We start from the raw sequence: 24,315 nt of genomic DNA, 5'->3' as shown, positions 1-24,315 counted from the left end.
CGCAGGCAAGCCAGCTCCCACAGGGTATCCGGGCTGGAAGTGAAATCTGCGCCCGGACCATTCATCGCTATCAGCCTTCAAGCTTGCTTTTCAGCAACTCGTTCACCTGTTGCGGGTTGGCCTTGCCTTTGGAGGCTTTCATCGCCTGGCCCACAAAGAAGCCGAACATCTTGCCGCGCTTGGCTTCGTCTGCCGCACGGTATTGCTCGACCTGCTCGGCATTGGCCGCAAGCATTTCATCGAGTACGGCCGAGATCGCGCCGCTGTCGGTGACTTGCTTGAGGCCACGCTTCTCGATGATCTCGTCCGCGCTGCCTTCACCGCTGGCCATGGCTTCAAACACGGTCTTGGCGATTTTGCCGGAGATGGTGTTGTCCTTGATGCGCAGCAGCATGCCGCCCAGCTGCTCGGCGGAGACCGGCGCTTCGTCGATTTCCAGGCCCTGCTTGTTCAGCAGGCTGCCCAGCTCAACCATCACCCAGTTGGCCGCCAGCTTGGCGTCACCGGCAATGCTCACGACTTTTTCAAAGTAGTTGGCTTGTTCGCGGCTGGAGGCCAAAACGCTGGCATCGTAGACCGACAGGCCGAACTGCTCCTGGAAGCGCTCGCGCTTTTGCTGCGGCAGCTCCGGCAGGGTGGCGCGCACGTCATTGAGGAACGAATCCTCGATGACCACCGGCAACAGGTCCGGGTCGGGGAAGTAACGGTAGTCGTTGGCTTCCTCTTTGCTGCGCATGGCGCGGGTTTCGTCTTTGTTCGGGTCGTACAGGCGGGTTTGCTGGATGACCTTGCCGCCGTCTTCGATCAGTTCGATCTGGCGACGCACTTCGCTGTTGATCGCCTTCTCGATGAAGCGGAACGAGTTGACGTTCTTGATCTCGCAGCGGGTGCCGTACTCGGATTGGCCCTTAGGACGGATCGACACGTTGCAGTCGCAGCGCAGCGAGCCTTCGGCCATGTTGCCGTCGCAGATGCCCAGGTAGCGCACCAGCGCGTGGATCGTCTTGACGTAGGCCACGGCTTCCTTGGCGCTGCGCATGTCCGGTTCGGAGACGATTTCCAGCAATGGCGTACCGGCACGGTTCAGGTCGATACCGGTCGCGCCCGGGAATTCTTCGTGCAGGCTCTTGCCGGCATCTTCTTCCAGGTGGGCGCGGGTGACGCCGACGCGCTTGATGGTGCCGTCTTCCAGAGGTATGTCCAGGTGGCCCTTGCCGACGATCGGCAACTCCATCTGGCTGATCTGGTAGCCCTTGGGCAGGTCGGGGTAAAAGTAGTTCTTGCGCGCGAACACGTTGTGCTGGCCGATCTCGGCGTCAATCGCCAGGCCGAACATCACCGCCATGCGCACCGCTTCCTGGTTCAGCACCGGCAGTACGCCGGGCATGCCCAGGTCTACCAGGCTGGCCTGGGTGTTGGGCTCGGAGCCGAACGTGGTGGCGCTACCGGAGAAAATCTTCGATTGGGTGGCGAGCTGGGTATGAATCTCCAGCCCGATCACAACTTCCCATTGCATAGTGTTCTCCTCAGAAGCCGGTAGGGGTGCGGGTGTGCCAGTCGGTGTTCAACTGGTACTGGTGCGCCACATTGAGCAGGCGGCCTTCCTGGAAATACGGGGCGAGCAATTGTACGCCCACCGGCAGGCCATCGACGAAACCGGCAGGCATGGACAAGCCCGGCAAGCCCGCGAGGTTGGCGGTGATGGTGTACAGGTCTTCCAGGTACTCGGCGATCGGGTCGCCGGTCTTGGCGCCGATCTTCCAGGCCGGGTTCGGCGTGGTTGGGCCGAGGATCACGTCGACGTCTTCAAAGGCTGCCATGAAGTCGTTCTTGACCAGGCGACGGATTTTCTGCGCCTTGAGGTAGTACGCGTCGTAGTAGCCAGCCGACAGGGCGTAGGCGCCGACCATGATGCGGCGTTGCACTTCGGCACCGAAGCCTTCGCCACGCGAGCGCTTATAAAGGTCGGTGAGGTCTTTCGGGTTTTCGCAGCGGTAGCCGAAGCGCACGCCATCGAAGCGCGACAGGTTGGATGACGCTTCTGCCGGGGCGATCACGTAGTACGCTGGAATCGCGTGCTGGTTGTTCGGCAGGCTGATTTCCTTGATGACTGCACCGAGGCCTTCCAGCGTCTTGACGCTGTTGTGCACCAGCTCCGCGATACGCGGGTCGAGGCCGGCGCTGAAGTATTCCTTTGGCACGCCGATGCGCAGGCCTTTGAGCGAGGTGTTCAGGCTGGCGCTGTAGTCCGGCACGGGCTCATCGATGCTGGTGGAGTCCTGCTTATCGAACCCCGCCATGCCTTGTAACAAAATCGCGCAGTCTTCAGCCGTGCGTGCCAGCGGGCCACCCTGATCGAGGCTGGACGCGTAGGCGATCATGCCCCAGCGGGAAACGCGACCGTACGTCGGCTTCAAACCGGTGAGGTTGGTGAACGCGGCCGGCTGGCGAATCGAGCCGCCAGTATCGGTGGCGGTGGCGGCGGGCAGGAAGCGCGCAGCCACTGCGGCAGCCGAACCACCGGAGGAACCGCCGGGCACGTGGTCCAGGTTCCAGGGGTTTTTCACTGCGCCGTAGTAGCTCGACTCGTTGGCCGACCCCATGGCGAATTCGTCCATGTTGGTCTTGCCCAGGGTCACGGCGCCGGCGGCGGCCAGCTTGGACACCACGGTGGCGTCGTAGGGCGCCTTGAAGTTGTCGAGCATCTTCGAGCCGCAGCTGGTGCGAATGCCCTGGGTGCAGAACAAGTCCTTGTGGGCAATAGGTGCGCCCAGCAGCGCACCATTTTCACCGTTGGCGCGACGTGCGTCGGCAGCCTTGGCCTGGCTCAGGGCCAGCTCTTCGGTGAGGCTGATGAAGCTGTTAACCTTTGGATCGAGCTCGGCGATACGCGTAAGCAGGGTCTTGGTCAGCTCTTCGGAAGAAAACTTTTTGTCGGCGAGACCGCGGGCGATCTCGGCCAGAGTCATGTGATGCATTGCAGGCTCTTTCCCTTTAGTCGATGACTTTCGGAACCAGGTACAGGCCGTTTTCGACCGCTGGCGCGATGGACTGGTAAGCCTCGCGATTATTATGCTCGGTCACGACGTCTGCGCGCAGGCGCTGGCTGGCTTCCAGTGGATGAGCCAGGGGCTCGATGCCGTCGGTATTCACGGCCTGCATTTGGTCGACCAGCCCGAGAATACTGTTCAGGGCTGCGGTGGTCTGTGGAAGATCGGCATCATTAAGGCCAAGCGAGGCCAGATGCGCGATTTTTTCCACGTCGGAGCGTTCAAGTGTCATGGGAATCTCCAGTGGAAAACAGAACGGAGGCTGTCCGTGTGTTAGATTGTCGGAACACTACCGCATTTCTACGGTCTTACGGCCGCGATTGTGGGGGTTGGTGCACAGAAAGTCGGCCAATTTAGCACATTGGCGCCTTGCCCAAAATCCCTGTCGTTGTTAGAGTTTGCCGCACTTTTTTACCCACGCGTTGCCTAGGGTCCCTTTCCCATGTTCAAGAAACTGCGTGGCATGTTTTCCAGCGATCTTTCCATTGACCTGGGCACTGCCAACACCCTTATTTACGTGCGCGAGCGCGGTATCGTCCTGAATGAGCCATCAGTTGTGGCCATTCGGACCCATGGTAATCAGAAAAGTGTCGTTGCCGTCGGCACCGAGGCCAAGCGCATGCTCGGCCGCACACCCGGCAATATTGCCGCCATTCGTCCGATGAAAGACGGCGTGATCGCTGACTTCAGTGTCTGCGAGAAGATGCTGCAGTACTTCATCAACAAGGTTCATGAAAACAGTTTCCTGCAGCCCAGCCCTCGTGTGCTGATCTGCGTTCCGTGCAAGTCCACCCAGGTTGAGCGTCGTGCCATCCGTGAATCGGCCCTCGGCGCCGGTGCCCGCGAAGTGTTCCTGATCGAAGAGCCAATGGCTGCTGCGATCGGTGCCGGCCTGCCGGTTGAAGAAGCCCGCGGTTCGATGGTGGTGGATATCGGTGGTGGTACCACTGAAATCGCCCTGATTTCCCTGAACGGTGTGGTGTATGCCGAATCCGTACGTGTAGGCGGCGACCGTTTCGACGAAGCGATCATCACCTATGTGCGTCGTAACTACGGCAGCCTGATTGGTGAGTCCACTGCTGAGCGCATCAAGCAGGAAATCGGTACCGCTTACCCGGGCGGCGAAGTGCGCGAAGTTGATGTTCGCGGTCGCAACCTGGCCGAAGGCGTTCCACGTGCTTTCACTCTGAACTCCAATGAAGTGCTGGAAGCTCTGCAAGAGTCCCTGGCCACCATTGTTCAGGCTGTGAAGAGCGCCCTGGAGCAATCGCCGCCGGAATTGGCTTCCGACATCGCCGAGCGTGGCTTGGTGTTGACCGGTGGTGGCGCGTTGCTGCGCGATCTCGACAAACTGCTGGCCCAGGAAACCGGCTTGCCGGTGATCGTCGCCGAAGACCCGCTGACCTGCGTCGCCCGTGGCGGTGGCCGTGCACTGGAAATGATGGATAAACACACCATGGACCTGCTCTCCAGCGAATGAGTCATTGCTGGTAAGCCCATGTTTCGCCCGCAGGCAGCACTTTGCAGTGCTGCCTGTTGGCGTTTATCTTCTTCAATCTGCATCCAGGCCGGTTAGATGCCGTATGAATAAAGAGAACATTTGTCTGGGAGGAGCGGCCTATTAAACCGCTTTTCGCCAAAGGCCCCTCATTGGGCGTGCGCCTGTTGGTGCTGGTCGTGCTTTCGGTCGCGCTGATGGTGGTCGATGCCCGCTTCGCATTGCTTAAGCCCGTGCGCAGCCAGATGTCGCTGGTGTTGATGCAGGCTTACTGGATCACCGACCTGCCGCAACGTCTCTACCAGGGCGTGGCCAGCCAATTTGGCAGCCGCACTGAGCTGGTTGCCGAGAACGAAAAACTCAAGACCGAAAACCTGCTGTTGCAGGGGCGCATGCAAAAGCTCGCGGCCCTCACCGAACAGAACGTTCGGCTGCGCGAGTTGCTCAATTCCTCCGCGCTGGTCAACGAAAAGGTCGAAGTGGCCGAGTTGATCGGCATGGACCCCAACCCCTTTACCCACCGCATCATCATCAACAAAGGTGAGCGCGACGGTGTGGTCCTCGGCCAGCCGGTGCTTGATGCACGTGGCCTGATGGGTCAGGTGGTTGAGCTGATGCCCTACACTTCGCGGGTATTGCTGCTGACGGACACCACCCACAGCATTCCAGTGCAGGTCAACCGCAACGGCCTGCGTGCGATTGCTAGCGGCACCGGCAACCCCGAGCGCCTGGAACTGCGCCATGTGGCCGATACCGCCGACATCAAGGAAGGCGACCTGTTGGTCAGCTCCGGCCTGGGTCAGCGTTTCCCGGCGGGTTATCCGGTGGCGACGGTGAAGGAAGTGATCCACGATTCCGGTCAGCCGTTCGCCATTGTGCGTGCCGTGCCAACTGCCGCCTTGAACCGCAGTCGCTACCTGCTGCTGGTGTTCAGCGACAATCGCACCCCGGAAGAGCGTGCCAACGACGCCGCCCAGGCTCAGGAAGCGGAAGACCAGAAGAACGGCACGGCGCCAATCATTCCGGCCACCGCGCCTAAGCCTGCCGCTGTCGCACCGGCTACGCCGGCGGTGACTCCGGCCGTGGCCACGCCCGTCAAGCCAGTGGCGCACCCGGTTAAACCGGCCGCGACCAAACCATCTGCTGCTCCGGCTACGCGCCCAGCGGCTACCGCCCCGGCAACCACGCGGCAGAGGGAGGAATAATGGCCGGTACTCATTCGCAAAATGGCTGGATTGTCTGGCTGACTTTCGCCATCGGTTTGCTGCTCAGCGTTTCGCCGCTGCCACAGTTCATGGAAATCCTGCGCCCGCTCTGGTTGGCGCTGCTGCTGGCTTTCTGGTCGCTGAACCTGCCGTATAAAGTCGGTATGGTCACCGCCATGTTCCTGGGCCTGGCGGAAGATGTGCTCTATGGCACCTTGCTGGGCCAGAACGCGTTGATCCTGACCCTGATCACTTTCCTGGTGCTGTCGTTGCAGCAGCGTCTGCGCATGTTCCCGATGTGGCAGCAGTGCCTGGTGATCCTGGTTATCTTCGGCCTGGCGCAGCTTATTCAACTGTGGCTCAGCGCCTTGACCGGTAACCGGCAGCCGACCCTGGCGCTGGTATTGCCGGCTCTGGTCAGCGCCTTGCTGTGGCCATGGATCAGTTTCGGCCTGCGTGGGTTGCGTCGTCGCTATAAGATCAATTGAATGGATTGCGAGGCTCTGCCTGGTTATCGAACCCTAAAGGGAGAGTCTGCAATGAATTCGCTTTACCTGGCCTCGGGCTCACCGAGGCGGCGTGAACTGCTGATCCAGATCGGTGTGCCCTTCACCGTGGTCAGCGCCGCGATTGATGAAACCCCTCTTACAAACGAGTCTGCTGTTTCCTACGTAGAGCGTTTAGCGCGGGGCAAGGCAGCGGCGGGTTTTGCTACGCTTGAACGCCCTGCTGGCGGCTGTGTGCTGGGGGCCGATACTGCCGTGATCGTCGATGGCCTAATCCTCGGCAAACCCACGGACCAGGCCGATGCCTTGGCGATGTTGATGGCCCTGTCGGGGCGTGAACACGAAGTGCTCACCGCCATATCCCTTACCGACGGCCAGCGCTGCGAAACCCGATGTGTCAGCAGTCGTGTACTTTTTCGTGGGATTTCTGTCGAGGAGGCTACAACCTACTGGCACAGTGGTGAACCTCAGGACAAAGCAGGCAGCTATGCTATCCAAGGATTGGGTTCGGTGTTTGTCGCCGGCCTCAATGGCAGTTATTCCGCCGTGGTAGGGCTGCCGGTGTGCGAAACCGCGCAACTGCTCGACCAATTCGGCATACCCTGTTGGCAAAACCTTACCGCGCGCTGAACGCCCTTATTTGCGCACCCAGCCTTAAGTGACCGGTCACTATTGTGAAAACGCCTGAACGAGACCCAGCCATGAGTGAAGAGATTCTGATCAATATCACGCCGATGGAATCGCGCGTGGCGGTGGTAGAGAACGGTGTTCTGCAAGAAGTGCACGTGGAGCGCACCCAGAAGCGCGGGATCGTCGGCAATATCTACAAAGGCAAGGTAGTGCGGGTATTGCCGGGTATGCAGGCGGCATTTGTCGATATCGGCCTGGACCGAGCTGCGTTTATCCATGCCTCCGAGATTTCCCTGCGCGAAGGCCCGGCGGTCGAAAGTATCAGCGCCCTGGTGCATGAAGGGCAGAGCCTGGTGGTGCAAGTCACCAAGGACCCCATCGGCTCGAAGGGCGCACGCCTGACCACTCAGCTGTCGATTCCGTCGCGTTACCTGGTGTACATGCCGCGTACCGCGCATGTCGGCATTTCCCTGAAGATCGAGGACGAAGCCGAGCGCGAGCGCCTGAAAAAGGTGGTCAGCGACTGCGTGGCAGCCGAGGGCATCAAGGAAGCCGGTGGGTTTATCCTGCGCACCGCCGCTGAAGGCGCTGGTGCCGATGAGATCCTCATGGACATCCGCTACCTGCGACGCCTGTGGGACCAGATCGATGCCCAGATCAAGACCATCAGTGCGCCCAGCGTTATTTATGAAGACTTGGGCCTGGCCCTGCGCACGTTGCGCGACTTGGTCAGCCCCAAGATTGAGAAAATTCGCATCGACTCGCGGGAAACTTTCCAGCGCACCACGCAATTCGTTGCCGAATTGATGCCGGAAATTGCCGACCGCCTGGAACACTACCCCGGCGAGCGGCCGATCTTCGACCTGTATGGCGTCGAAGACGAAATCCAGAAAGCCCTGGAACGCAAGGTGCCGCTCAAATCCGGCGGCTACCTGGTGGTGGACCCGGCAGAAGCCATGACCACCATCGACGTCAACACCGGCGCATTTGTTGGTCATCGCAACCTTGAAGAAACCATTTTCAAGACCAACCTCGAAGCGGCCACCGCGATTGCCCGCCAGATGCGCCTGCGCAACCTGGGCGGGATCATCATCATCGATTTCATCGACATGGAAGATGAAGAGCACCGGCGCCAGGTGCTGCGTACCCTCGAGAAGCAGTTGGAGCGCGATCACGCCAAGACCAACATCATCGGCATTACCGAGTTGGGCCTGGTGCAAATGACCCGCAAGCGCACCCGCGAAAGCCTTGAACAGGTGCTGTGCGAGCCGTGCAGCAGCTGCCAGGGACGCGGTAAATTGAAGACCCCGGAAACGGTTTGCTACGAGATTTTCCGCGAAATCCTACGAGAGGCACGTGCCTACCAGGCCGAAGGTTATAGAGTGCTAGCCAACCAAAAAGTGGTGGACCGGCTGCTGGACGAAGAGTCCGGCAACGTTGCCGAACTGGAAGGGTTTATCGGGCGCACGATACGCTTCCAGGTTGAAACCATGTATTCCCAGGAACAATACGACGTGGTGCTGCTCTGATCCCCAATCGTTTTCTTTTTATGAGACTGGCAGACCTTGATCTGCTGTCCGACTACCGCCTCGAGGGTCGCCTGACATGGAGCGTCTGATACGCTTTTTTGCCGCTTTGACCCGTTGGGGCCTTGGGCTTTGTGCCTTACTGCTGGTATTGGCAGCGGTGTATGTGAGTCTGGGGCGTGAATTGACGCCGCTGGTGGCCGAGTACCGTGCGGATGTCGAGGCCAAGGCCCAGGCCGCGGTGGGCATGCCTGTGCACATCGGCAGCTTGGAAGGCCGCTGGAGCGGCTTCGCGCCGGTATTGCTGGCCCATGATGTGATGGTGGGCGAGGGCAACAGTGGCTTGCGCCTGGACCAGGTTGAAGTGGTACCGGACATCTGGGCCAGCGTTGTGGCCCGCGAAGTGCGCATTGCTCACTTGCAAGTCAGTGGCCTGCAACTCAGTGCCAAGGAAGACAAGGACGGGAAATGGGTCCTGCAAGGCCTGCCGTTGCAGGACGACCAGCCGCTTGACCCGGAGCAGTTGCTCAAGCGCATGCAGTTGGTCAAGCGTGTGTCGCTGCTCGACAGCCAGGTGACGTTGCAACCGTATGACCATGCGCCAGTGACCCTGACGTATGTCGGCCTCAGCTTGCATACCGGCATCACCCGCCAACGCTTGGACGCGCGCTTGACCTTGCCGGACGGCCAGCCCCTTGCCATGAGTCTGCGCACGCGTATTCGTGCCAGCCAGTGGAAAGACGCTGAAGTCCAGGCCTATCTGAGCCTGCCGCAAAGCGAGTGGGCCAAATGGATTCCTGCCAAGCTGACCCAGCAGTGGAAACTCACCCAGTTCAAGGCCGGTGGCGAATTCTGGTTGAACTGGGCCAACGGTACCGTACAGAGTGCGGTGGCGCGTCTGAACTCTGCGCAGGTCAAGGGCAGCTACGCCGATCGCAAGCCCGTGCATATCGAAAACCTTGCGCTCACCGCCTACCTGCAACGCAGTGACACGGGTCTCAAGGTGCTGTTCGACTCACTGGCGATGAACCTGGGGGAAACACGCTGGGAGTCGCGCGTGCAACTGCAGCAAACCCAGGCCACCGACAAGGCTCAGGAGGTCTGGAAGCTGCAGGCCGACCGCCTTGACCTGACGCCAATCACGCCACTGCTCAACGCCCTGGCACCGCTGCCGGAAGGGTTCGCCAAGACTGTAGAGCACCTCAAGGCCACTGGCATGCTGCGTAATGTGCTGGTGGATTTTCGCCCTCAAGACACTACCGATCAAAAACTCAGCTTCGCTGCCAACCTCGAGCGCATTGGTTTTGATGCCTACTCTGGCGCGCCGGCCGCGCGTAACGTCTCCGGCAGCATCAGCGGCGACTTGGGCCAGGGCGAGTTGCGCATGGACAGCAAGGACTTTTCCCTGCACCTCGATCCGATCTTTGCCAAGCCGTGGCACTACATCCAGGCCAATGCGCGCCTGACGTGGAAGCTGGACAAAGAAGGCTTCACCCTGATCGCCCCTTATGTCAAGGTGCTGGGCGAAGAGGGCAAGGTGGCTGCTGACTTCCTGATTCGCCTGCATTTTGACCACAGCCAGGAAGACTACATGGACCTGCGCGTCGGCATGGTCGAGGGTGATGGGCGCTTCACCTCCAAATACTTGCCGGCGGTATTGAGCCCCGCGCTGGATGAATGGTTGCGCACGGCGATTCTCAAGGGCGCGGTGGATCAAGGGTTCTTCCAGTACCAGGGTTCGCTGAACCACGACGCGCTGCCGGCTTCGCGCAATATCAGCCTGTTTTTCAAGGTGCATGACGCCGAACTGGCCTTTCAGCCGGGCTGGCCGCATGTGAGCAAGGTCAATGGTGAAGTGTTTGTCGAGGAAAGCGGTGTGCGCATCCTGGCCAGCAAAGGCCAGTTGCTCGACACGAAGGTCAAGGACATCTACGTCAATATCCCTCACGCACCTGCGGGCAAGGACAGTCACCTGTTGCTCACCGGTAATTTTGCCGGTGGCTTGGGCGATGGTCTGAAAATCCTCCAGGAAGCGCCGATTGGCACCGCATCGACGTTCTCCGGATGGAAGGGTGAGGGCGACTTGCAAGGCAGCCTTGACCTGGATATTCCGTTGACCAAGGGTGCCGATCCAAAAATCGTGGTGGACTTCAAAACCGATAAGTCGCGCTTGCAACTGGCTGAGCCGACCCTGGACCTGACCCAACTCAAGGGTGATTTCCGTTTTGACAGCACTAAAGGCCTCAGTGGCCAGAACATCACGGCCCAAGCGTTCGACCGGCCGATCACCGCGCAGATTTTCGCCGATGGCAAGCCGGGCAGCATCAGCACCCGCGTGGCTGCAAAGGGCCAGGTGACGGTCAAGCGGCTGACGGACTGGTTGAAAGTCAGCCAACCGCTGCCGGTGTCCGGCGATATTCCCTACCAACTGCAATTGACCCTGGACGGCGCGGACAGCCAACTGATGGTCAGTTCCAACCTCAAAGGTGTGGTGGTGGATTTGCCCGCTCCGTTCGGGATGCCAGCCAACCAGGGGCGTGACAGTGTGTTTCGCATGACCTTGCAGGGCGCCGAGCGCCGTTATTGGTTCGATTACGGCGAACTGGCGAGCTTCACCTTTGCTGCGCCACCGGACAGATTCAATGATGGCCGCGGTGAACTGTTCCTCGGGGATGGGGGCGCCGTGCTGCCGGGTGCCCAGGGTTTGCGCATTCGTGGTGTGCTCTCGGAACTGGACATCGATCCGTGGAAAAAGCTGGTGAACCAGTACGCCGGCAATGACCCGGGGGGGAGTGCCAAGCAACTGCTGAGCAGTGCCGACTTCAAAGTCGGCAAACTCACCGGTCTGGGCACCCAGTTCGATCAGGTCAACCTGCAACTCAACCGCAAACAGGCCGCCTGGGGCTTGCAGCTCGACAGCCAGCAGGCCAAGGGCACAGTCAACCTGCCTGACGCCAAGGGCGCGCCGATTGCGATCAACCTGCACTATGTGAAACTGCCGGCGGTGGATCCGACGGTGCAGGCGGACGAAAACGCGCCGGATCCTTTGGCAAGTATCGATCCCAAGGATATTCCGGCGCTGGATATTTCCATTGATCAGCTGTTCCAGGGGCCGGAACTGGTGGGCGCCTGGTCGCTGAACATCCGCCCGACCGCCAAAGGCCTGGTCTTCAATGACCTGGACCTGGGCCTCAAGGGTATGCAGCTCAAGGGGGCCGGTGGTTGGGAGGGGGCGGCGGGCGACAGCAGCAGTTGGTACAAGGGCCGTTTGGACGGTAAGAATATCGCCGATGTGCTCAAAGGTTGGGGCTATGCTCCCACCGTCACCAGCCATGATTTTCACTTGGATGTGGATGGTCGCTGGCCTGGTTCGCCGGCCTATGTCGGGCCTAAGCGCTTCTCCGGCAGCTTGGATGCGGCTTTGCGCAACGGTCAGTTCGTGGAAGTGGAGGGTGGCGCCCAGGCCCTGCGGGTGTTCGGCCTGCTGAACTTCAACTCCATCGGGCGCCGGTTGCGTCTGGACTTCTCGGACTTGCTCGGCAAGGGCTTGAGCTATGACCGAGTCAAAGGTTTGTTGGCGGCGAGTAACGGTGTATTCGTAACCCGTGAACCGATCACCATGACCGGGCCTTCTACCAACCTGGAGCTCAACGGCACCCTGGACATGGTAGCAGACCGTGTCGACGCCAAGCTGCTGGTCACCCTGCCGGTTACCAATAACCTGCCGATCGCAGCGCTGATCGTGGGGGCGCCCGCCATTGGTGGCGCGCTGTTCCTGATCGACAAGCTGATTGGTGATCGTGTTGCACGCTTCGCGAGCGTGCAATACAAGGTCGAAGGGCCGTGGAAGGACCCGAAAATCACCTTCGACAAACCATTTGAAAAACCAAACTGAGAGCCTGTGGAGTAGCATGGTCGCATGCCTTTTCTGGAGTGTCGGCCCATGTCCTTTGCGGTAATTCAAATGGTCAGCCAGAGCGATGTGCTGGCCAACCTGGCCCAGGCCCGGCGCTTGCTGGAGCAGGCGGCGGCGGGTGGGGCGAAGCTGGCGGTGCTGCCGGAAAACTTCGCCGCCATGGGGCGTCGCGATGTAGCTGATATCGGCCGCGCCGAGGCGCTGAGCGAAGGTCCGATCCTCCCGTGGTTGAAACAGACCGCCCGCGACCTCACCTTATGGATAGTGGCAGGCACTTTGCCGTTGCCGCCAGAGGACCAACCGCACGCCAAGTCCAACGCCTGCTCACTGCTGGTTGATGATCGCGGCGAAATCGTTGCCCGTTACGACAAGCTGCACCTTTTCGATGTGGATGTCGCTGATGCTCGCGGTCGTTACCGTGAATCCGACGACTATGCTTTCGGGGGGAATGTGGTGGTGGCAGATACGCCCGTCGGCCGTTTGGGCTTGACGGTGTGTTACGACTTGCGCTTCCCAGAGCTCTACAGCGAGTTGCGCGCGGCGGGGGCTGAATTGATTACGGCGCCTTCGGCGTTTACGGCAGTGACCGGTGCGGCCCATTGGGACGTGCTGGTTCGCGCACGGGCCATCGAGACCCAGTGCTACCTGCTGGCGGCGGCTCAGGGTGGCGTACACCCGGGACCACGGGAAACCCATGGCCACGCGGCCATTGTCGACCCTTGGGGGCGCGTGCTGACGCAACAGGATAGAGGCGAAGCGGTGTTGCTTGCCGAGCGCGATAGCAGTGAACAGGCGTCGATAAGGGCGCGTATGCCGGTGGTCAGCCATCGGCGCTTTTTCTCGCAGGGCGCACAGCGGCCTGCTTCGGAACGATGAATTTAAGGCCATACCTATGAGCGAGTTGTTGTCCTCAGTCAGTGAACACCTCCTGGCACCCGGTGGCGTGACCATCGAAAGCTTGCAAACCGTGCTCGGCGATCTGGCCGGACCGGGCATTGATGCGGCTGACCTGTATTTCCAGGGCCAGATCTCCGAGTCCTGGTCCCTGGAAGACGGGATCGTCAAGGAAGGCAGCTTCAATCTCGACCAGGGTGTCGGCGTGCGTGCGCAATCCGGTGAAAAAACCGGCTTTGCCTACAGCAACGCGATCACCCTGGAAGCCTTGGGCCTGGCGGCGCGTGCTGCGCGCTCAATCTCCCGCGCTGGCCAAAATGGCACGGTTCAGGCGTTCAGCACTCAAGATGTGGCGCAGTTGTACGCGCCGGATAACCCGTTGGAGGTCATCAGTCGCGCGGAAAAGGTCGAGCTGCTCAAGCGTATCGACGTGGCCACCCGCGCCCTCGATCCGCGTATCCAACAGGTTACCGTGAGCATGGCCGGTGTGTGGGAACGCATTCTGGTGGCATCCACCGACGGCGGCCTGGCGGCGGATGTACGGCCGCTGGTGCGCTTCAATGTGAGTGTGATCGTAGAGCAGAACGGTCGCCGCGAGCGCGGTGGCCATGGCGGCGGCGGGCGTACCGATTACCGCTACTTCCTCAGCGACGACCGTGCCATGGGCTATGCCCGTGAGGCCCTGCGCCAGGCGCTGGTCAACCTGGAAGCCATTCCGGCGCCAGCGGGTACCTTGCCGGTGGTGCTGGGGTCGGGCTGGTCCGGCGTACTGCTGCACGAAGCGGTCGGCCATGGGCTGGAAGGTGACTTCAACCGCAAGGGCAGTTCGGCCTACAGCGGTCGAATGGGCGAGAGGGTTGCCTCCAAGCTGTGCACCATCGTCGATGACGGCACCCTCGCCGGGCGTCGTGGCTCGCTGAGCGTTGATGACGAAGGTACGCCGACCGAGTGCACCACCCTGATCGAAAACGGCGTGCTCAAGGGCTACATGCAAGACAAGCTCAACGCCCGCTTGATGGGCGTGGCGCGCACCGGTAACGGCCGTCGCGAATCCTACGCGCACCTGCCGATGCCACGCATGACCAACACCTACATGCTCGGTGGCGAAAGCGACCCGGCGGAAATCATCGCTTCGGTGAAGCGCGGCATCTACTGCGCCAACCTCGGTGGCGGCCAGGTGGACATCACCAGCGGCAAGTTCGTGTTCTCCACCAGCGAGGCGTACCTGATCGAAGACGGCAAGATTACTGCGCCGGTCAAAGGGGCAACGTTGATTGGTAACGGTCCGGAAGCCATGAGCAAGGTGTCGATGGTCGGTAACGACCTGTCGCTCGACAGCGGCGTGGGCACGTGCGGGAAGGACGGGCAGTCGGTGCCGGTGGGGGTCGGGCAGCCAACGCTGAAAATTGATGCGATCACCGTGGGTGGCACGGGCTCGTAAGAAAGGTGGAGCTTCGGGTGGCGAAAACCACCACCCGGGGAAGAGGATCAGCGCAGGCCGCGTTGAGTCTCGTCCAGCTCTCGGATGTACTTGAAGATTTTACGGCTGGTGGCCGGCGCTTTGTTATGCGCCTGCTCGTGCTGGGCCTGACGGATCAGGGAGCGCAGTTGCTGGCGGTCCGCGTCCGGGTAGTCCAGCACAAATTTCTCCAGCACGGCGTCATCGCCCGCGATCAAGCGGTCACGCCAACGCTCCAGGTTATGGAAGCGTTCGTTGTACTGGCGAGTGGAGGCATCGGTTTGATCAAGCAAAGCCAGAATGGCGTCAGTGTCCTGATCGCGCATGAGTTTGCCGATAAACATGATGTGCCGTTTACGCGCGATATTCGCGGTGTGCTTGGGCGCATCAGCCAAGGCCCGGCGCATTTCGTCGGTCAAAGGCAGTTTTGCAATCAAATCTTTCTTGAGCGTTGTAAGGCGCTCGCCAAGGTCAACCAGAGCATGCAGCTCGCGTTTGACCTGGGTTTTGCTTTTCTCCCCATCGAGGGAGTCGTCGTAAGAATCAACCATGGTGGCAGTCCGCAAAGAAACGCCGCCATGATAACCAGTCGGGGGCCGCTTGTCCGGCCCGGTCGCTCGATGGCCTTAACCGAAAGCAGAATTTGAGTGGAGAAAACCATGAGTGCAGCCCAAAGCGTCGGTCCGCAAGCGTTACCGGCACTGCAGGAACAAGTCGAGCAGATCCTTGCCGAGGCCAAGCGCCAGGGGGCCAGTGCCTGTGAGGTGGCGGTGTCGCTGGAGCAGGGGCTGTCGACGTCGGTACGCCAGCGTGAAGTGGAAACCGTTGAGTTCAATCGCGATCAAGGGTTTGGCATCACCTTGTATGTCGGGCAGCGCAAAGGTTCGGCCAGTACGTCGGCAAGTGGCTCGGAAGCGATTCGCGAAACGGTGGCGGCTGCGTTGGCGATTGCCAAGCACACCTCGGAGGATGAAAGCTCGGGTTTGGCCGATAAGGCCCTGATGGCCAAGGACCTTCAGGATTTCGATCTGTTCCACGCCTGGGACATCACGCCCGAGCAAGCCATCGAACAGGCATTGATCTGTGAAGCGGCGGCGTTCGACGCCGATATCCGCATCAAGAATGCTGATGGCACCACGTTGAGTACGCATCAGGGTTGCCGCGTGTATGGCAACAGTCATGGTTTTATCGGCGGTTATGCGTCCACCCGTCATAGCCTGAGCTGCGTGATGATTGCCGAAGCCAACGGGCAGATGCAGCGCGATTACTGGTACGACGTGAATCGCCAGGGCGATTTGCTGGCGGACCCGGTGAGCATTGGGCAGCGTGCTGCGCAGCGTGCCGCGAGTCGCCTGGGCGCGCGCCCGGTGCCGACCTGCGAAGTGCCTGTGTTGTTTTCAGCAGAACTTGCCGGTGGGTTGTTCGGCAGCTTCCTGGGGGCGATTTCCGGTGGCAACTTGTACCGCAAATCCTCGTTCCTGGAAGGTGCAATTGGCCAGAAGCTGTTTCCCGAATGGCTGACCATAGATGAACGCCCGCACCTGATGCGTGCCATGGGCAGCACGTCGTTCGATGGTGATGGCCTGGCGACTTATGCCAAGCCGTTCGTCGAGAACGGCGAGTTGGTCTCCTACGTATTGGGTACATACTCCGGCCGTAAACTCGGCCTGCCAAGCACGGCGAACTCCGGTGGCGTGCACAACCTGTTTGTCACCCATGGCGATGAAGACCAGGCGGCGTTGCTGCGGCGCATGGGCCGTGGCTTGCTAGTCACTGAATTGATGGGCCATGGCCTGAACATGGTCACCGGTGATTACTCCCGTGGCGCGGCGGGGTTCTGGGTAGAAAACGGCGAGATTCAGTTTGCCGTTCAGGAAGTGACTATCGCTGGCAACATGCGCGATATGTTCAAGCAGATCGTTGCCGTGGGTAATGATTTGGAACTGCGCAGCAACATTCGCACAGGTTCTGTGCTGATCGAGCGGATGACCGTCGCCGGCAGCTAACCCCTCAACGGTCCCTGAAAAAGGCGCGCCATCCCACGGATGGCGCGCCTTTTTTGTAACTCCATCGTGAGACGAATCCTTTGGTGCGCTTGTTTTGATTCTTAATATCATTTAATAATGAATATCATTATCGAGCGAGTGTGGATCATGAGTTCTGTCCTGCATGAGGATCCTTATCTGGAAAGCTGGCGCTGGATGAGTCGTCAAATCCGCTGCGCACTCGATCCAAATGAGCCTCGCCTGATCGAGCATTACCTCAACGAAGGTCGATACCTGGCGTGCTGCACCGCGACCCATCCCTGGACGATCGCTGAGACCTCATTGCGCTTATTGCTCGACACCGCCAGCGATATAGCGCTGCCGTGGCACTGGCGTTGCGTTTGCCTGGACCAGGCTTGGCGTCCACTGCGCGACCTGGAACAGCTTTCTCAATGTGCCTGCCGTCTCAAGCGCTGGCAAACCTTTGCCTGGCAATTGGCGACCTGCGAATTGCTGCCGTCTATTTCTCACTCCGACCTCGTGCAAGGATCTAACGATGAGTAACACCCGTATCGAACGCGACAGCATGGGCGAGCTGCAAGTGCCTGCCGAAGCCTTGTATGGCGCTCAAACCCAGCGTGCGGTAAACAACTTCCCGATCAGCCATCAACGCATGCCGGCGCAATTCATTCGCGCCCTGATCTTGGCCAAGGTTGCGGCAGCCAAGGTTAACGTCGACCTCGAACAAATCAGCGCAGGGCAGGGCAAGGCTATTGTCGATGCCGCCCAAGGCCTGCTGGAAGGCGATTTCATGCCGCATTTCCCGGTGGATATTTTCCAGACCGGTTCCGGCACCAGTTCCAACATGAATGCCAACGAGGTGATTGCCACCCTCGCCAGTCGTTTGCTCGGCGAGCCGGTCAACCCCAATGACCACGTGAACTGCGGTCAAAGCAGCAATGACATCATTCCAACCACCCTCCACGTCAGCGCCGCATTGGTGCTGCATGAGCAAACACTGCCGGCCCTGTTGCACCTCGTTCAAGTCATCGAGCAAAAGGCCGAAGAGGTTCACCCGTTCATCAAGACTGGCCGCACTCACTTAATGGATGCCATGCCGGTGCGCATGAGCCAGGTGCTCAATGGCTGGGCGCAGCAACTCAAGGCTAATATCGCGCATTTGCAGGACCTTCTACCAAGTCTGCAAGCGCTGGCCCAAGGCGGCACAGCGGTTGGCACCGGGATCAACGCACACCCGCAATTCGCTGCGCGATTCAGCCAGCAGTTGAGCAGCCTGACTGGTGTGAAATTCACCCCAGGCAAAAACCTGTTCGCGCTGATCGGCTCCCAGGACACCGCCGTCGCCGTTTCCGGCCAGTTGAAAACCACTGCCGTGTCGTTGATGAAAATCGCCAACGACCTGCGCTGGATGAACTCCGGCCCGCTCGCAGGCCTTGGTGAAATCGAACTGGAAGGCCTGCAGCCTGGCTCTTCGATCATGCCTGGCAAGGTCAACCCAGTGATCCCGGAAGCGACGGCCATGGTCGCCGCGCAGGTCATCGGTAATGACACAGTGATCACCATCGCTGGTCAATCGGGCAACTTCGAGCTGAATGTGATGCTGCCTATCATCGCCCAGAACCTGCTCAGCAGCCTCGAATTGCTGGCCAATTCCAGCCGTCTACTGGCGGACAAGGCCATCGCCAGCTTCAAGGTCAATGAAGCCAAGCTCAAGGAAGCGCTGTCGCGCAACCCGATTTTGGTCACCGCACTCAACCCGATCATCGGTTACCAAAAGGCCGCTGAAATTGCCAAGAAGGCGTATCAGCAAGGCCGTCCGGTGATTGATGTCGCCCTCGAGCACACCGACCTGCCGCGCAGCCAACTGGAAGTCCTGCTGGATCCGGAAAAGCTGACGGCCGGCGGCGTGTAATCACCGACCCTGCTTTGGAGGCTCACCATGGAGCACTGGAAACGCACGATCGAACGGGCCAATCGCTGCTTTATGGCGGGCGAGTTGGTTGACGCTCGCGAGGCCTATTTGCAAGCCCTGGCCTTGGCTCAAGTGCTGTTCGAGCGCTGGGCGGATGCCGACGAAGCAGTGGCGGCGAGCGTCATTTCTCATCACAACCTGGCGGACTTGCACCTGCGCCTGAACCAGCCGGAAGAAAGCGCGGAATACCTTTGCGCTATTCACCAGCGTCTTTTGCAGACCATGCAGGACTCGCGTCTGAGCCCGCAATTGCGGGAAGCGGCCCTGCGCCAGAGCAGCAAGACCTACGTCGAGCTACTGAACTTCATCAGCGATCACGGTGAGTACCCGCGTACCCATCGCTTGCTGGGCGGTACTGCGGCGCAGCCGACCACTCCTCATTACGGAGCACATTGATATGACCTACACCTTGCCTGCATTGCCTTACGCCTACGACGCCTTGGAACCGCATATCGATGCGCAAACCATGGAGATCCATTACACCAAGCACCACCAGACCTATATCAACAACCTTAATGCCGCAGTTGAGGGCACTGAGTTTGCGGGCTGGCCGGTTGAAAAACTGGTATCCAGCGTGCAGCAGTTGCCGGAAAAACTTCGTGCAGCCGTGATTAACCAAGGCGGCGGCCACGCCAACCACTCGCTGTTCTGGGCCGTGATGTCGCCCAAAGGTGGTGGTAAGCCCGAGGGCGCACTGGGCAAAGCGATCGAGGAACAACTGGGCGGTTTCGACAGCTTCAAGGATGCTTTCACCAAAGCCGCGTTGACGCGCTTCGGTAGCGGCTGGGCCTGGCTGAGCGTCACCCCGCAAAAGAACCTGGTGGTGGAAAGCAGCGGCAATCAGGACAGCCCCCTGATGAGCGGTAATACGCCGATCCTCGGCCTTGACGTCTGGGAGCACGCCTACTACCTGCTTTATCAGAACCGTCGCCCGGAATACATCAATGCGTTCTACAGTGTCATTAACTGGCCTGAAGTCGCCGCACGCTATCAGGCCGCTGTGGCCTGACATCCACCCCTATAACAAGATCTAAGGCCGACTATGCGCACTGACACACTGGCGATCAGCAGCGGGCGGATGTTTCGTTATGCACTTGGCTCGCTGCTGCTATTGGCAGGTACTGCATTGCTGGTGGCCCACGGGCTGGCCTGGCTTGACTTGGAGCCGCGCATTCTGCGCGCCCTGCAGGGCGGGTCCATCTGCGCACTCGGCACGGCGCTCGGCGCGGTGCCTGTGCTGGTCATTCGGCGGATGCCGGTGGCGTTGAGCGATACACTGCTGGGCTTTGGGGCAGGGGTGATGCTCGCTGCGACGGCGTTTTCGCTGATCGTGCCAGGCATTGCCGCGGCTGAAAGCTTGGGATTGTCGCCCTGGGAGGCCAGTGGCTTGATCAGCTTGGGCATTATGCTTGGGGCGTTCGGGCTATACCTGGTTGACCGCAAGGTTTCCGGCGCGAGCCCGGAAATGCTCGTCGGCACGCCGGACAAACCGGTAATCCCGCCGCGCATCTGGCTGTTTGTGTTTGCTATCATCGCCCACAACATCCCCGAAGGCATGGCGGTCGGCGTCTCCGCCGGTGGCGGCATGCCGGAGGCCAATAGCCTGGCCATGGGCATCGCCTTGCAGGATGTGCCTGAAGGCCTCGTGATCGCGCTGGTGTTGGCCGGGGCAGGGATGTCGCGGGTCAAGGCTTTTATGATCGGTGCTGCGTCAGGCTTGGTGGAGCCGGTGTTTGCTGTGCTCTGCGCCTGGTTGGTGAGCCTGGCCGAGGTACTGTTGCCTTTGGGCCTGGCCTTGGCTGCTGGCGCGATGCTATTGGTGGTGACTCACGAAGTCATCCCTGAATCGCGACGCAATGGTCACGAAAAACTCGCCAGTCTGGGGTTGTGCACCGGTTTTTGCCTGATGATGGTGATGGATACGGCTTTAGGCTAATGCCCGCTCCCTTTGTCGGAGCCCAGCAAACTGGGCGCTTACAAAGGGTTATTCGCCTTCATCAAAGTAGTTATTGATCATCGCAACCAGCGCGTCCATCGCTTCCTGCTCTTGCTCGCCTTCTGTCTTCAAGTGAATCTTGGTGCCCTTGCCGGCCGCCAACATCATCATTGCCATGATGCTTTTGCCATCGACCATGGATTCCGGCGTGCGCCCGGCCCGTATCTGGCAGGGAAACTGCCCAGCCACACCCACGAATTTGGCCGAAGCTCGGGCGTGAAGGCCGAGCTTGTTGATGATTTCAATTTCCAGAGCGGGCATCGCGCAGGTGTTCCTTTCAGCTAAGGTCGCGGTGGCGGACCTGAACGTTCTTGAGGGTTTTTTGCAGCACCTGGCCCAAGCGTTCGGTCAGGTAGACGGAGCGGTGGTGGCCGCCGGTGCAGCCAATGGCAATGGTGACATAGGCACGATTGCTTGCTGCAAAGCGTGGCAACCATTTGAGCAGGTAGCTGGAAATGTCCTGGAACATCTCCTCAACATCCGGTTGCGCAGCCAGGTAGTCGGCAACAGGTTGATCCAGCCCGGATTGTTCGCGCAGTTCCGGCTTCCAGTAGGGGTTCGGCAGGCAGCGCACATCAAACACCAAGTCTGCATCTACCGGCATTCCGCGCTTGAAACCAAACGACTCCACGAGAAACGCCGTGCCTGGCTCCGGCTGGTTCAACAGACGCAGCTTGATGGCATCGCGCAACTGGTACAGGTTAAGGCTGGTGGTGTTGATCTTGAGGTCGGCGAGGTCAATGATCGGTCCCAGCAGCTTGGTTTCGTCCTCGATGGCCTCGGCCAAGGAGCGGTGGGGGCTGCTGAGGGGGTGGCGTCGGCGTGTTTCGGAGAAACGCTTGAGCAGTGTCTCTTCGTCGGCATCCAGGTACAGCACATCGCAATGAATGTGCTTGGCGCGCACTTCCTCGAGCAATTGCGGAAATCGCTCAAGATGGCTGGGCAGGTTGCGGGCATCTATCGAAACGGCGACCAGGGGTTGCGCCAGTTCGGTATGGATCAACGCGCGTTCCGCCAATTCCGGCAGCAAGCCGGCAGGCAAATTGTCGATGCAGTAGAAACCGCTGTCCTCAAGGACGTTGAGGGCGGTGCTTTTACCTGAGCCGGAACGGCCGCTGACGATGATCAAGCGCATGATTACTGCCCGTTCTGTTCGTCCAGTACAACCTGATACAGCGCCTCATTACTGCTGGCACTGCGCAGTTTGTCGCGCACTTCCTTGCGGTCGAGCATGCTGGCGATCTGCCGAAGCAGTTCCAGGTGTGCATCGGTGGCAGCTTCCGGGACCAGCAAAACAAACAGCAGGTCGACCGGGGCGCCATCGATGGCGTCGAAATCGATGGGATGGTCCAAGTGCAGCAGGGCGCTGACAGGCGTCTCGCAGCCTTTGAGGCGGCAGTGGGGAATAGCGATGCCATTACCAAAACCGGTCGAGCCAAGTTTTTCACGAGCAATCAGTGCCTCGTACACAGTTTGCGTTTCCAGTTCAGGCACTTCACGGCCGATCAGGTTGGCAATTTGTTCGAGGGCGCGTTTTTTACTGCCGCCCGGCACGTTCACAAGGGAACGGCCGGGGGTCAGGATGGTTTCAAGTCGGATCATGGGGGGAGAGTTAACGACCTGTACCTTGCATCAGGTGCAGATTCTTTTCCTTATGCTTTATGAGTTGGCGGTCCAGCTTGTCGTAGAGCGAGTCGATCGCCGCGTACATGTCCTCATGTTCAGCATTGGCGACGAGCTTGGCATTCGGTACGTGCAGGGTGGCCTCGATTTTCTGCTTGAGCTTATCGACCTCCATGATGACCTGCACGTTGGTGATCTTGTCAAAATGCCCCGCAAGCTTGTTCAGCTTGCTTTCGGTGTATTCACGCAGGGGTTTGGTGACTTCCAGCTGGTGTCCACTGATGTTGACTTGCATACAGCTTCTCCTTCGTTGCCAGTGCATAAAGCGACAGGCGAAAGCGCCTGCCACTGGAACGCTGTGGCCCGCCCGTCACATCAAACGCTTACGCTCGCTGGAAGGCGCGATCCCGAGGGACTCGCGGTACTTGGCGACGGTTCGACGGGCGACCTGAATGCCTTGTGCCTCCAGTAAACCAGCGATCTTACTGTCACTCAATGGCTTTTTCTGATTTTCCGCGGCAACCAGTTTTTTGATGATCGCGCGAATCGCCGTGGACGAGCATTCACCGCCTTCGGAGGTGCTGACGTGGCTGGAGAAAAAGTATTTCAGTTCATAAATACCCCGTGGGGTATGCATGAATTTTTGCGTGGTTACCCGAGAAATCGTCGATTCATGCATGCCAACCGCCTCGGCGATGTCATGCAGTACCAACGGTTTCATCGCCTCATCGCCGTATTCCAGGAAGCCGCGCTGGTGCTCGACGATCTGGGTGGCCACCTTCATCAGGGTTTCGTTGCGGCTTTGCAGGCTCTTGATAAACCAGCGAGCTTCCTGCAACTGGTTGCGCATGAAGGTGTTATCGGCGCTGGTGTCAGCGCGACGCACAAAACCGGCGTATTGCGGGTTGACCCGCAGGCGTGGCACCGACTCCTGGTTCAGTTCAACCAGCCAGCGCTCGTTATCCTTGCGCACGATCACGTCAGGAATCACGTATTCGGCTTCGCTGGACTCGATTTGCGAGCCAGGACGCGGGTTGAGGCTTTGTACCAGCTCAATGATCTGGCGCAGGTCGTCTTCCTTGAGCTTCATGCGGCGCATCAGTTGGCTGTAGTCGCGACTGCCCAGCATGTCGATGTAATCGGTTACCAGGCGCTGGGCCTCGGCGAGCCAGGGGGTCTTGGTGGGCAGTTGGCGCAATTGCAGCAGCAGGCATTCACTGAGGGAGCGCGCGCCGATGCCAGCGGGTTCGAACTGCTGGATGCGGTGCAGGACGGCTTCGATCTCGTCCAGCTCGATATCCAGTTCAGGGTCGAATGCTTCGAGAATTTCCTCAAGCGTCTCGTCCAGGTAGCCCTGGTTATTGATGCAGTCGATCAGGGTCACGGCGATCAGGCGATCGGTGTCCGACATCGGCGCCAGGTTCAGTTGCCACAGCAGGTGGCTCTGCAGGCTTTCGCCGGCGGAGGTGCGGGTGGTGAAATCCCACTCGTCATCGTCATTGCTGGGCAGGCTGCTGGCGCTGGTCTGGTAGACGTCTTCCCAGGCGGTGTCGACGGGAAGCTCGTTGGGAATGCGTTCGTTCCAGTCGCCTTCCTCGAGGTTATCCACCGTTGGGGCGGTTTCCTGGTAGGAGGGTTCCTGCACATCGGGGTTGGGTTTTTGCTCGATGTTATCGGCCAGCGGGTCTGCATTATCGAAGTCGTCGCCTTCTTCCTGGCGTTCGAGCATCGGATTGGACTCCAGGGCCTCCTGGATTTCCTGTTGCAGGTCCAGGGTCGACAATTGGAGCAGGCGGATGGCCTGTTGCAGCTGCGGTGTCATCGTCAGCTGCTGGCCCATTCTCAGGACTAGCGATGGTTTCATGGCAGGGGCTTAACACCTTATTCGCCGGCGCAATGCGCCATCCACGACAGGGCGCGTGAGCGCCAAACATAAGCAAATTATATGCCTGATAGCGGGGGCTTTGCCTAGAGCGCGGTAACAATAAAAATCCAGAGGTTTTCATTGGCTCCCGCGCACCTTGGCAATGGGCC

At 59.8% G+C, this 24,315-nt stretch carries 23 protein-coding genes; 14 read left to right on the top strand and 9 right to left on the bottom strand.

Going from position 1 to position 24,315, the window contains the following annotated elements:
* Nucleotides 1–70: 70 nt before the first annotated feature.
* The 3 genes from gatB to gatC are packed head-to-tail and all read right to left on the bottom strand — an operon-like array spanning nucleotide 71 to nucleotide 3,282.
* Complete coding sequence (gatB, locus tag AACY36_RS02245; protein WP_339417480.1) at nucleotides 71–1,516, bottom strand: Asp-tRNA(Asn)/Glu-tRNA(Gln) amidotransferase subunit GatB; 1,446 nt, start codon at nucleotides 1,514–1,516, stop codon at nucleotides 71–73.
* A gap of 10 nt (nucleotides 1,517–1,526) precedes the next feature.
* Nucleotides 1,527–2,978: an Asp-tRNA(Asn)/Glu-tRNA(Gln) amidotransferase subunit GatA gene (gatA, locus tag AACY36_RS02240; RefSeq protein WP_339417481.1), complete on the bottom strand. Its 1,452-nt coding sequence runs from the start codon at nucleotides 2,976–2,978 to the stop codon at nucleotides 1,527–1,529.
* A 16-nt stretch (nucleotides 2,979–2,994) separates the two neighbouring features.
* Nucleotides 2,995–3,282: an Asp-tRNA(Asn)/Glu-tRNA(Gln) amidotransferase subunit GatC gene (gatC, locus tag AACY36_RS02235; protein ID WP_049709995.1), complete on the bottom strand. Its 288-nt coding sequence runs from the start codon at nucleotides 3,280–3,282 to the stop codon at nucleotides 2,995–2,997.
* Between the two features lie 210 nt (nucleotides 3,283–3,492).
* On the opposite strand from gatC, the gene mreB reads away from it, so the two are divergent.
* From mreB to tldD, 8 genes are all read left to right on the top strand, one after another.
* Nucleotides 3,493–4,530 carry a rod shape-determining protein MreB gene (gene mreB / locus AACY36_RS02230; protein WP_002555108.1) on the top strand — a complete coding sequence of 346 codons (1,038 nt, stop codon included), beginning with the start codon at nucleotides 3,493–3,495 and terminating at the stop codon, nucleotides 4,528–4,530.
* A gap of 140 nt (nucleotides 4,531–4,670) precedes the next feature.
* Complete coding sequence (gene mreC, locus AACY36_RS02225; protein ID WP_339417600.1) at nucleotides 4,671–5,753, top strand: rod shape-determining protein MreC; 1,083 nt, start codon at nucleotides 4,671–4,673, stop codon at nucleotides 5,751–5,753.
* Nucleotides 5,753–6,241, top strand: a complete 489-nt coding sequence (gene mreD / locus AACY36_RS02220) for a rod shape-determining protein MreD (RefSeq protein ID WP_339417483.1) — start codon at nucleotides 5,753–5,755, stop codon at nucleotides 6,239–6,241. The genes mreC and mreD overlap by 1 nt, the downstream gene beginning before the upstream one ends.
* Nucleotides 6,242–6,292: 51 nt before the next feature.
* Nucleotides 6,293–6,889 (top strand): Maf family protein, encoded by a 597-nt coding sequence (locus AACY36_RS02215; protein ID WP_339417485.1) that lies wholly within the window; start codon nucleotides 6,293–6,295, stop codon nucleotides 6,887–6,889.
* A 71-nt stretch (nucleotides 6,890–6,960) separates the two neighbouring features.
* A complete protein-coding gene (gene rng / locus AACY36_RS02210) occupies nucleotides 6,961–8,418 on the top strand; it encodes a ribonuclease G (protein ID WP_339417487.1) in 1,458 nt (485 codons plus the stop codon).
* A gap of 76 nt (nucleotides 8,419–8,494) precedes the next feature.
* A complete protein-coding gene (locus AACY36_RS02205; protein WP_339496705.1) occupies nucleotides 8,495–12,310 on the top strand; it encodes a YhdP family protein in 3,816 nt (1,271 codons plus the stop codon).
* Between the two features lie 48 nt (nucleotides 12,311–12,358).
* Entirely contained in the window at nucleotides 12,359–13,207 is an 849-nt protein-coding gene (locus tag AACY36_RS02200; protein WP_339417490.1) for a carbon-nitrogen hydrolase family protein, read from the top strand.
* Between the two features lie 16 nt (nucleotides 13,208–13,223).
* A complete protein-coding gene (tldD, locus tag AACY36_RS02195) occupies nucleotides 13,224–14,666 on the top strand; it encodes a metalloprotease TldD (RefSeq protein ID WP_339417492.1) in 1,443 nt (480 codons plus the stop codon).
* Nucleotides 14,667–14,713: 47 nt separating this feature from the next.
* Here the strand turns inward: tldD and yjgA are convergent, their stop codons facing one another.
* Nucleotides 14,714–15,235 (bottom strand): ribosome biogenesis factor YjgA, encoded by a 522-nt coding sequence (gene yjgA, locus AACY36_RS02190; protein ID WP_017738766.1) that lies wholly within the window; start codon nucleotides 15,233–15,235, stop codon nucleotides 14,714–14,716.
* Nucleotides 15,236–15,343: 108 nt separating this feature from the next.
* Between yjgA and pmbA the strand changes: the two genes are divergently transcribed.
* The 6 genes from pmbA to AACY36_RS02160 all read left to right on the top strand — a co-directional run bounded on the left by pmbA (nucleotide 15,344) and on the right by AACY36_RS02160 (nucleotide 20,598).
* Nucleotides 15,344–16,690, top strand: coding sequence for a metalloprotease PmbA (gene pmbA / locus AACY36_RS02185; protein ID WP_339427155.1), 1,347 nt, complete (start codon nucleotides 15,344–15,346; stop codon nucleotides 16,688–16,690).
* Between the two features lie 147 nt (nucleotides 16,691–16,837).
* Nucleotides 16,838–17,233: a FagA protein gene (locus AACY36_RS02180; protein WP_339417496.1), complete on the top strand. Its 396-nt coding sequence runs from the start codon at nucleotides 16,838–16,840 to the stop codon at nucleotides 17,231–17,233.
* Complete coding sequence (locus AACY36_RS02175) at nucleotides 17,226–18,602, top strand: class II fumarate hydratase (RefSeq protein WP_339417498.1); 1,377 nt, start codon at nucleotides 17,226–17,228, stop codon at nucleotides 18,600–18,602. The genes AACY36_RS02180 and AACY36_RS02175 overlap by 8 nt, the downstream gene beginning before the upstream one ends.
* 27 nt (nucleotides 18,603–18,629) lie before the next feature.
* Complete coding sequence (locus tag AACY36_RS02170; protein WP_339417500.1) at nucleotides 18,630–19,058, top strand: hypothetical protein; 429 nt, start codon at nucleotides 18,630–18,632, stop codon at nucleotides 19,056–19,058.
* A 1-nt stretch (nucleotide 19,059) separates the two neighbouring features.
* The gene (locus AACY36_RS02165) at nucleotides 19,060–19,671 is read left to right on the top strand and encodes a superoxide dismutase (RefSeq protein WP_339417502.1); all 612 of its coding nucleotides are present in this window, start codon (nucleotides 19,060–19,062) and stop codon (nucleotides 19,669–19,671) included.
* Between the two features lie 33 nt (nucleotides 19,672–19,704).
* A complete protein-coding gene (locus tag AACY36_RS02160; protein WP_339417504.1) occupies nucleotides 19,705–20,598 on the top strand; it encodes a ZIP family metal transporter in 894 nt (297 codons plus the stop codon).
* Nucleotides 20,599–20,646: 48 nt separating this feature from the next.
* On the opposite strand, the gene AACY36_RS02155 is transcribed toward AACY36_RS02160, so the two are convergent.
* The 5 genes from AACY36_RS02155 to AACY36_RS02135 form a co-directional block, all read right to left on the bottom strand.
* Entirely contained in the window at nucleotides 20,647–20,919 is a 273-nt protein-coding gene (locus AACY36_RS02155; protein ID WP_339427154.1) for an HPr family phosphocarrier protein, read from the bottom strand.
* A 16-nt stretch (nucleotides 20,920–20,935) separates the two neighbouring features.
* Nucleotides 20,936–21,793: an RNase adapter RapZ gene (gene rapZ / locus AACY36_RS02150; RefSeq protein ID WP_339417508.1), complete on the bottom strand. Its 858-nt coding sequence runs from the start codon at nucleotides 21,791–21,793 to the stop codon at nucleotides 20,936–20,938.
* 2 nt (nucleotides 21,794–21,795) lie between these two features.
* Nucleotides 21,796–22,260 carry a PTS IIA-like nitrogen regulatory protein PtsN gene (gene ptsN / locus AACY36_RS02145; RefSeq protein ID WP_049709981.1) on the bottom strand — a complete coding sequence of 155 codons (465 nt, stop codon included), beginning with the start codon at nucleotides 22,258–22,260 and terminating at the stop codon, nucleotides 21,796–21,798.
* 10 nt (nucleotides 22,261–22,270) lie between these two features.
* Entirely contained in the window at nucleotides 22,271–22,576 is a 306-nt protein-coding gene (gene hpf / locus AACY36_RS02140) for a ribosome hibernation-promoting factor, HPF/YfiA family (RefSeq protein WP_003171804.1), read from the bottom strand.
* Nucleotides 22,577–22,651: 75 nt separating this feature from the next.
* Nucleotides 22,652–24,145, bottom strand: a complete 1,494-nt coding sequence (locus AACY36_RS02135; protein WP_339417510.1) for an RNA polymerase factor sigma-54 — start codon at nucleotides 24,143–24,145, stop codon at nucleotides 22,652–22,654.
* Nucleotides 24,146–24,315: the final 170 nt, after the last annotated feature.

Origin of the sequence: Pseudomonas sp. EA_15y_Pfl1_P101 (assembly GCF_963970835.1) — a bacterium.
Lineage (GTDB): Bacteria > Pseudomonadota > Gammaproteobacteria > Pseudomonadales > Pseudomonadaceae > Aquipseudomonas > Aquipseudomonas tritici.
Note: the sequence above shows the minus strand (reverse complement) of the source record. Positions and strands in the feature narration are given on the sequence as shown.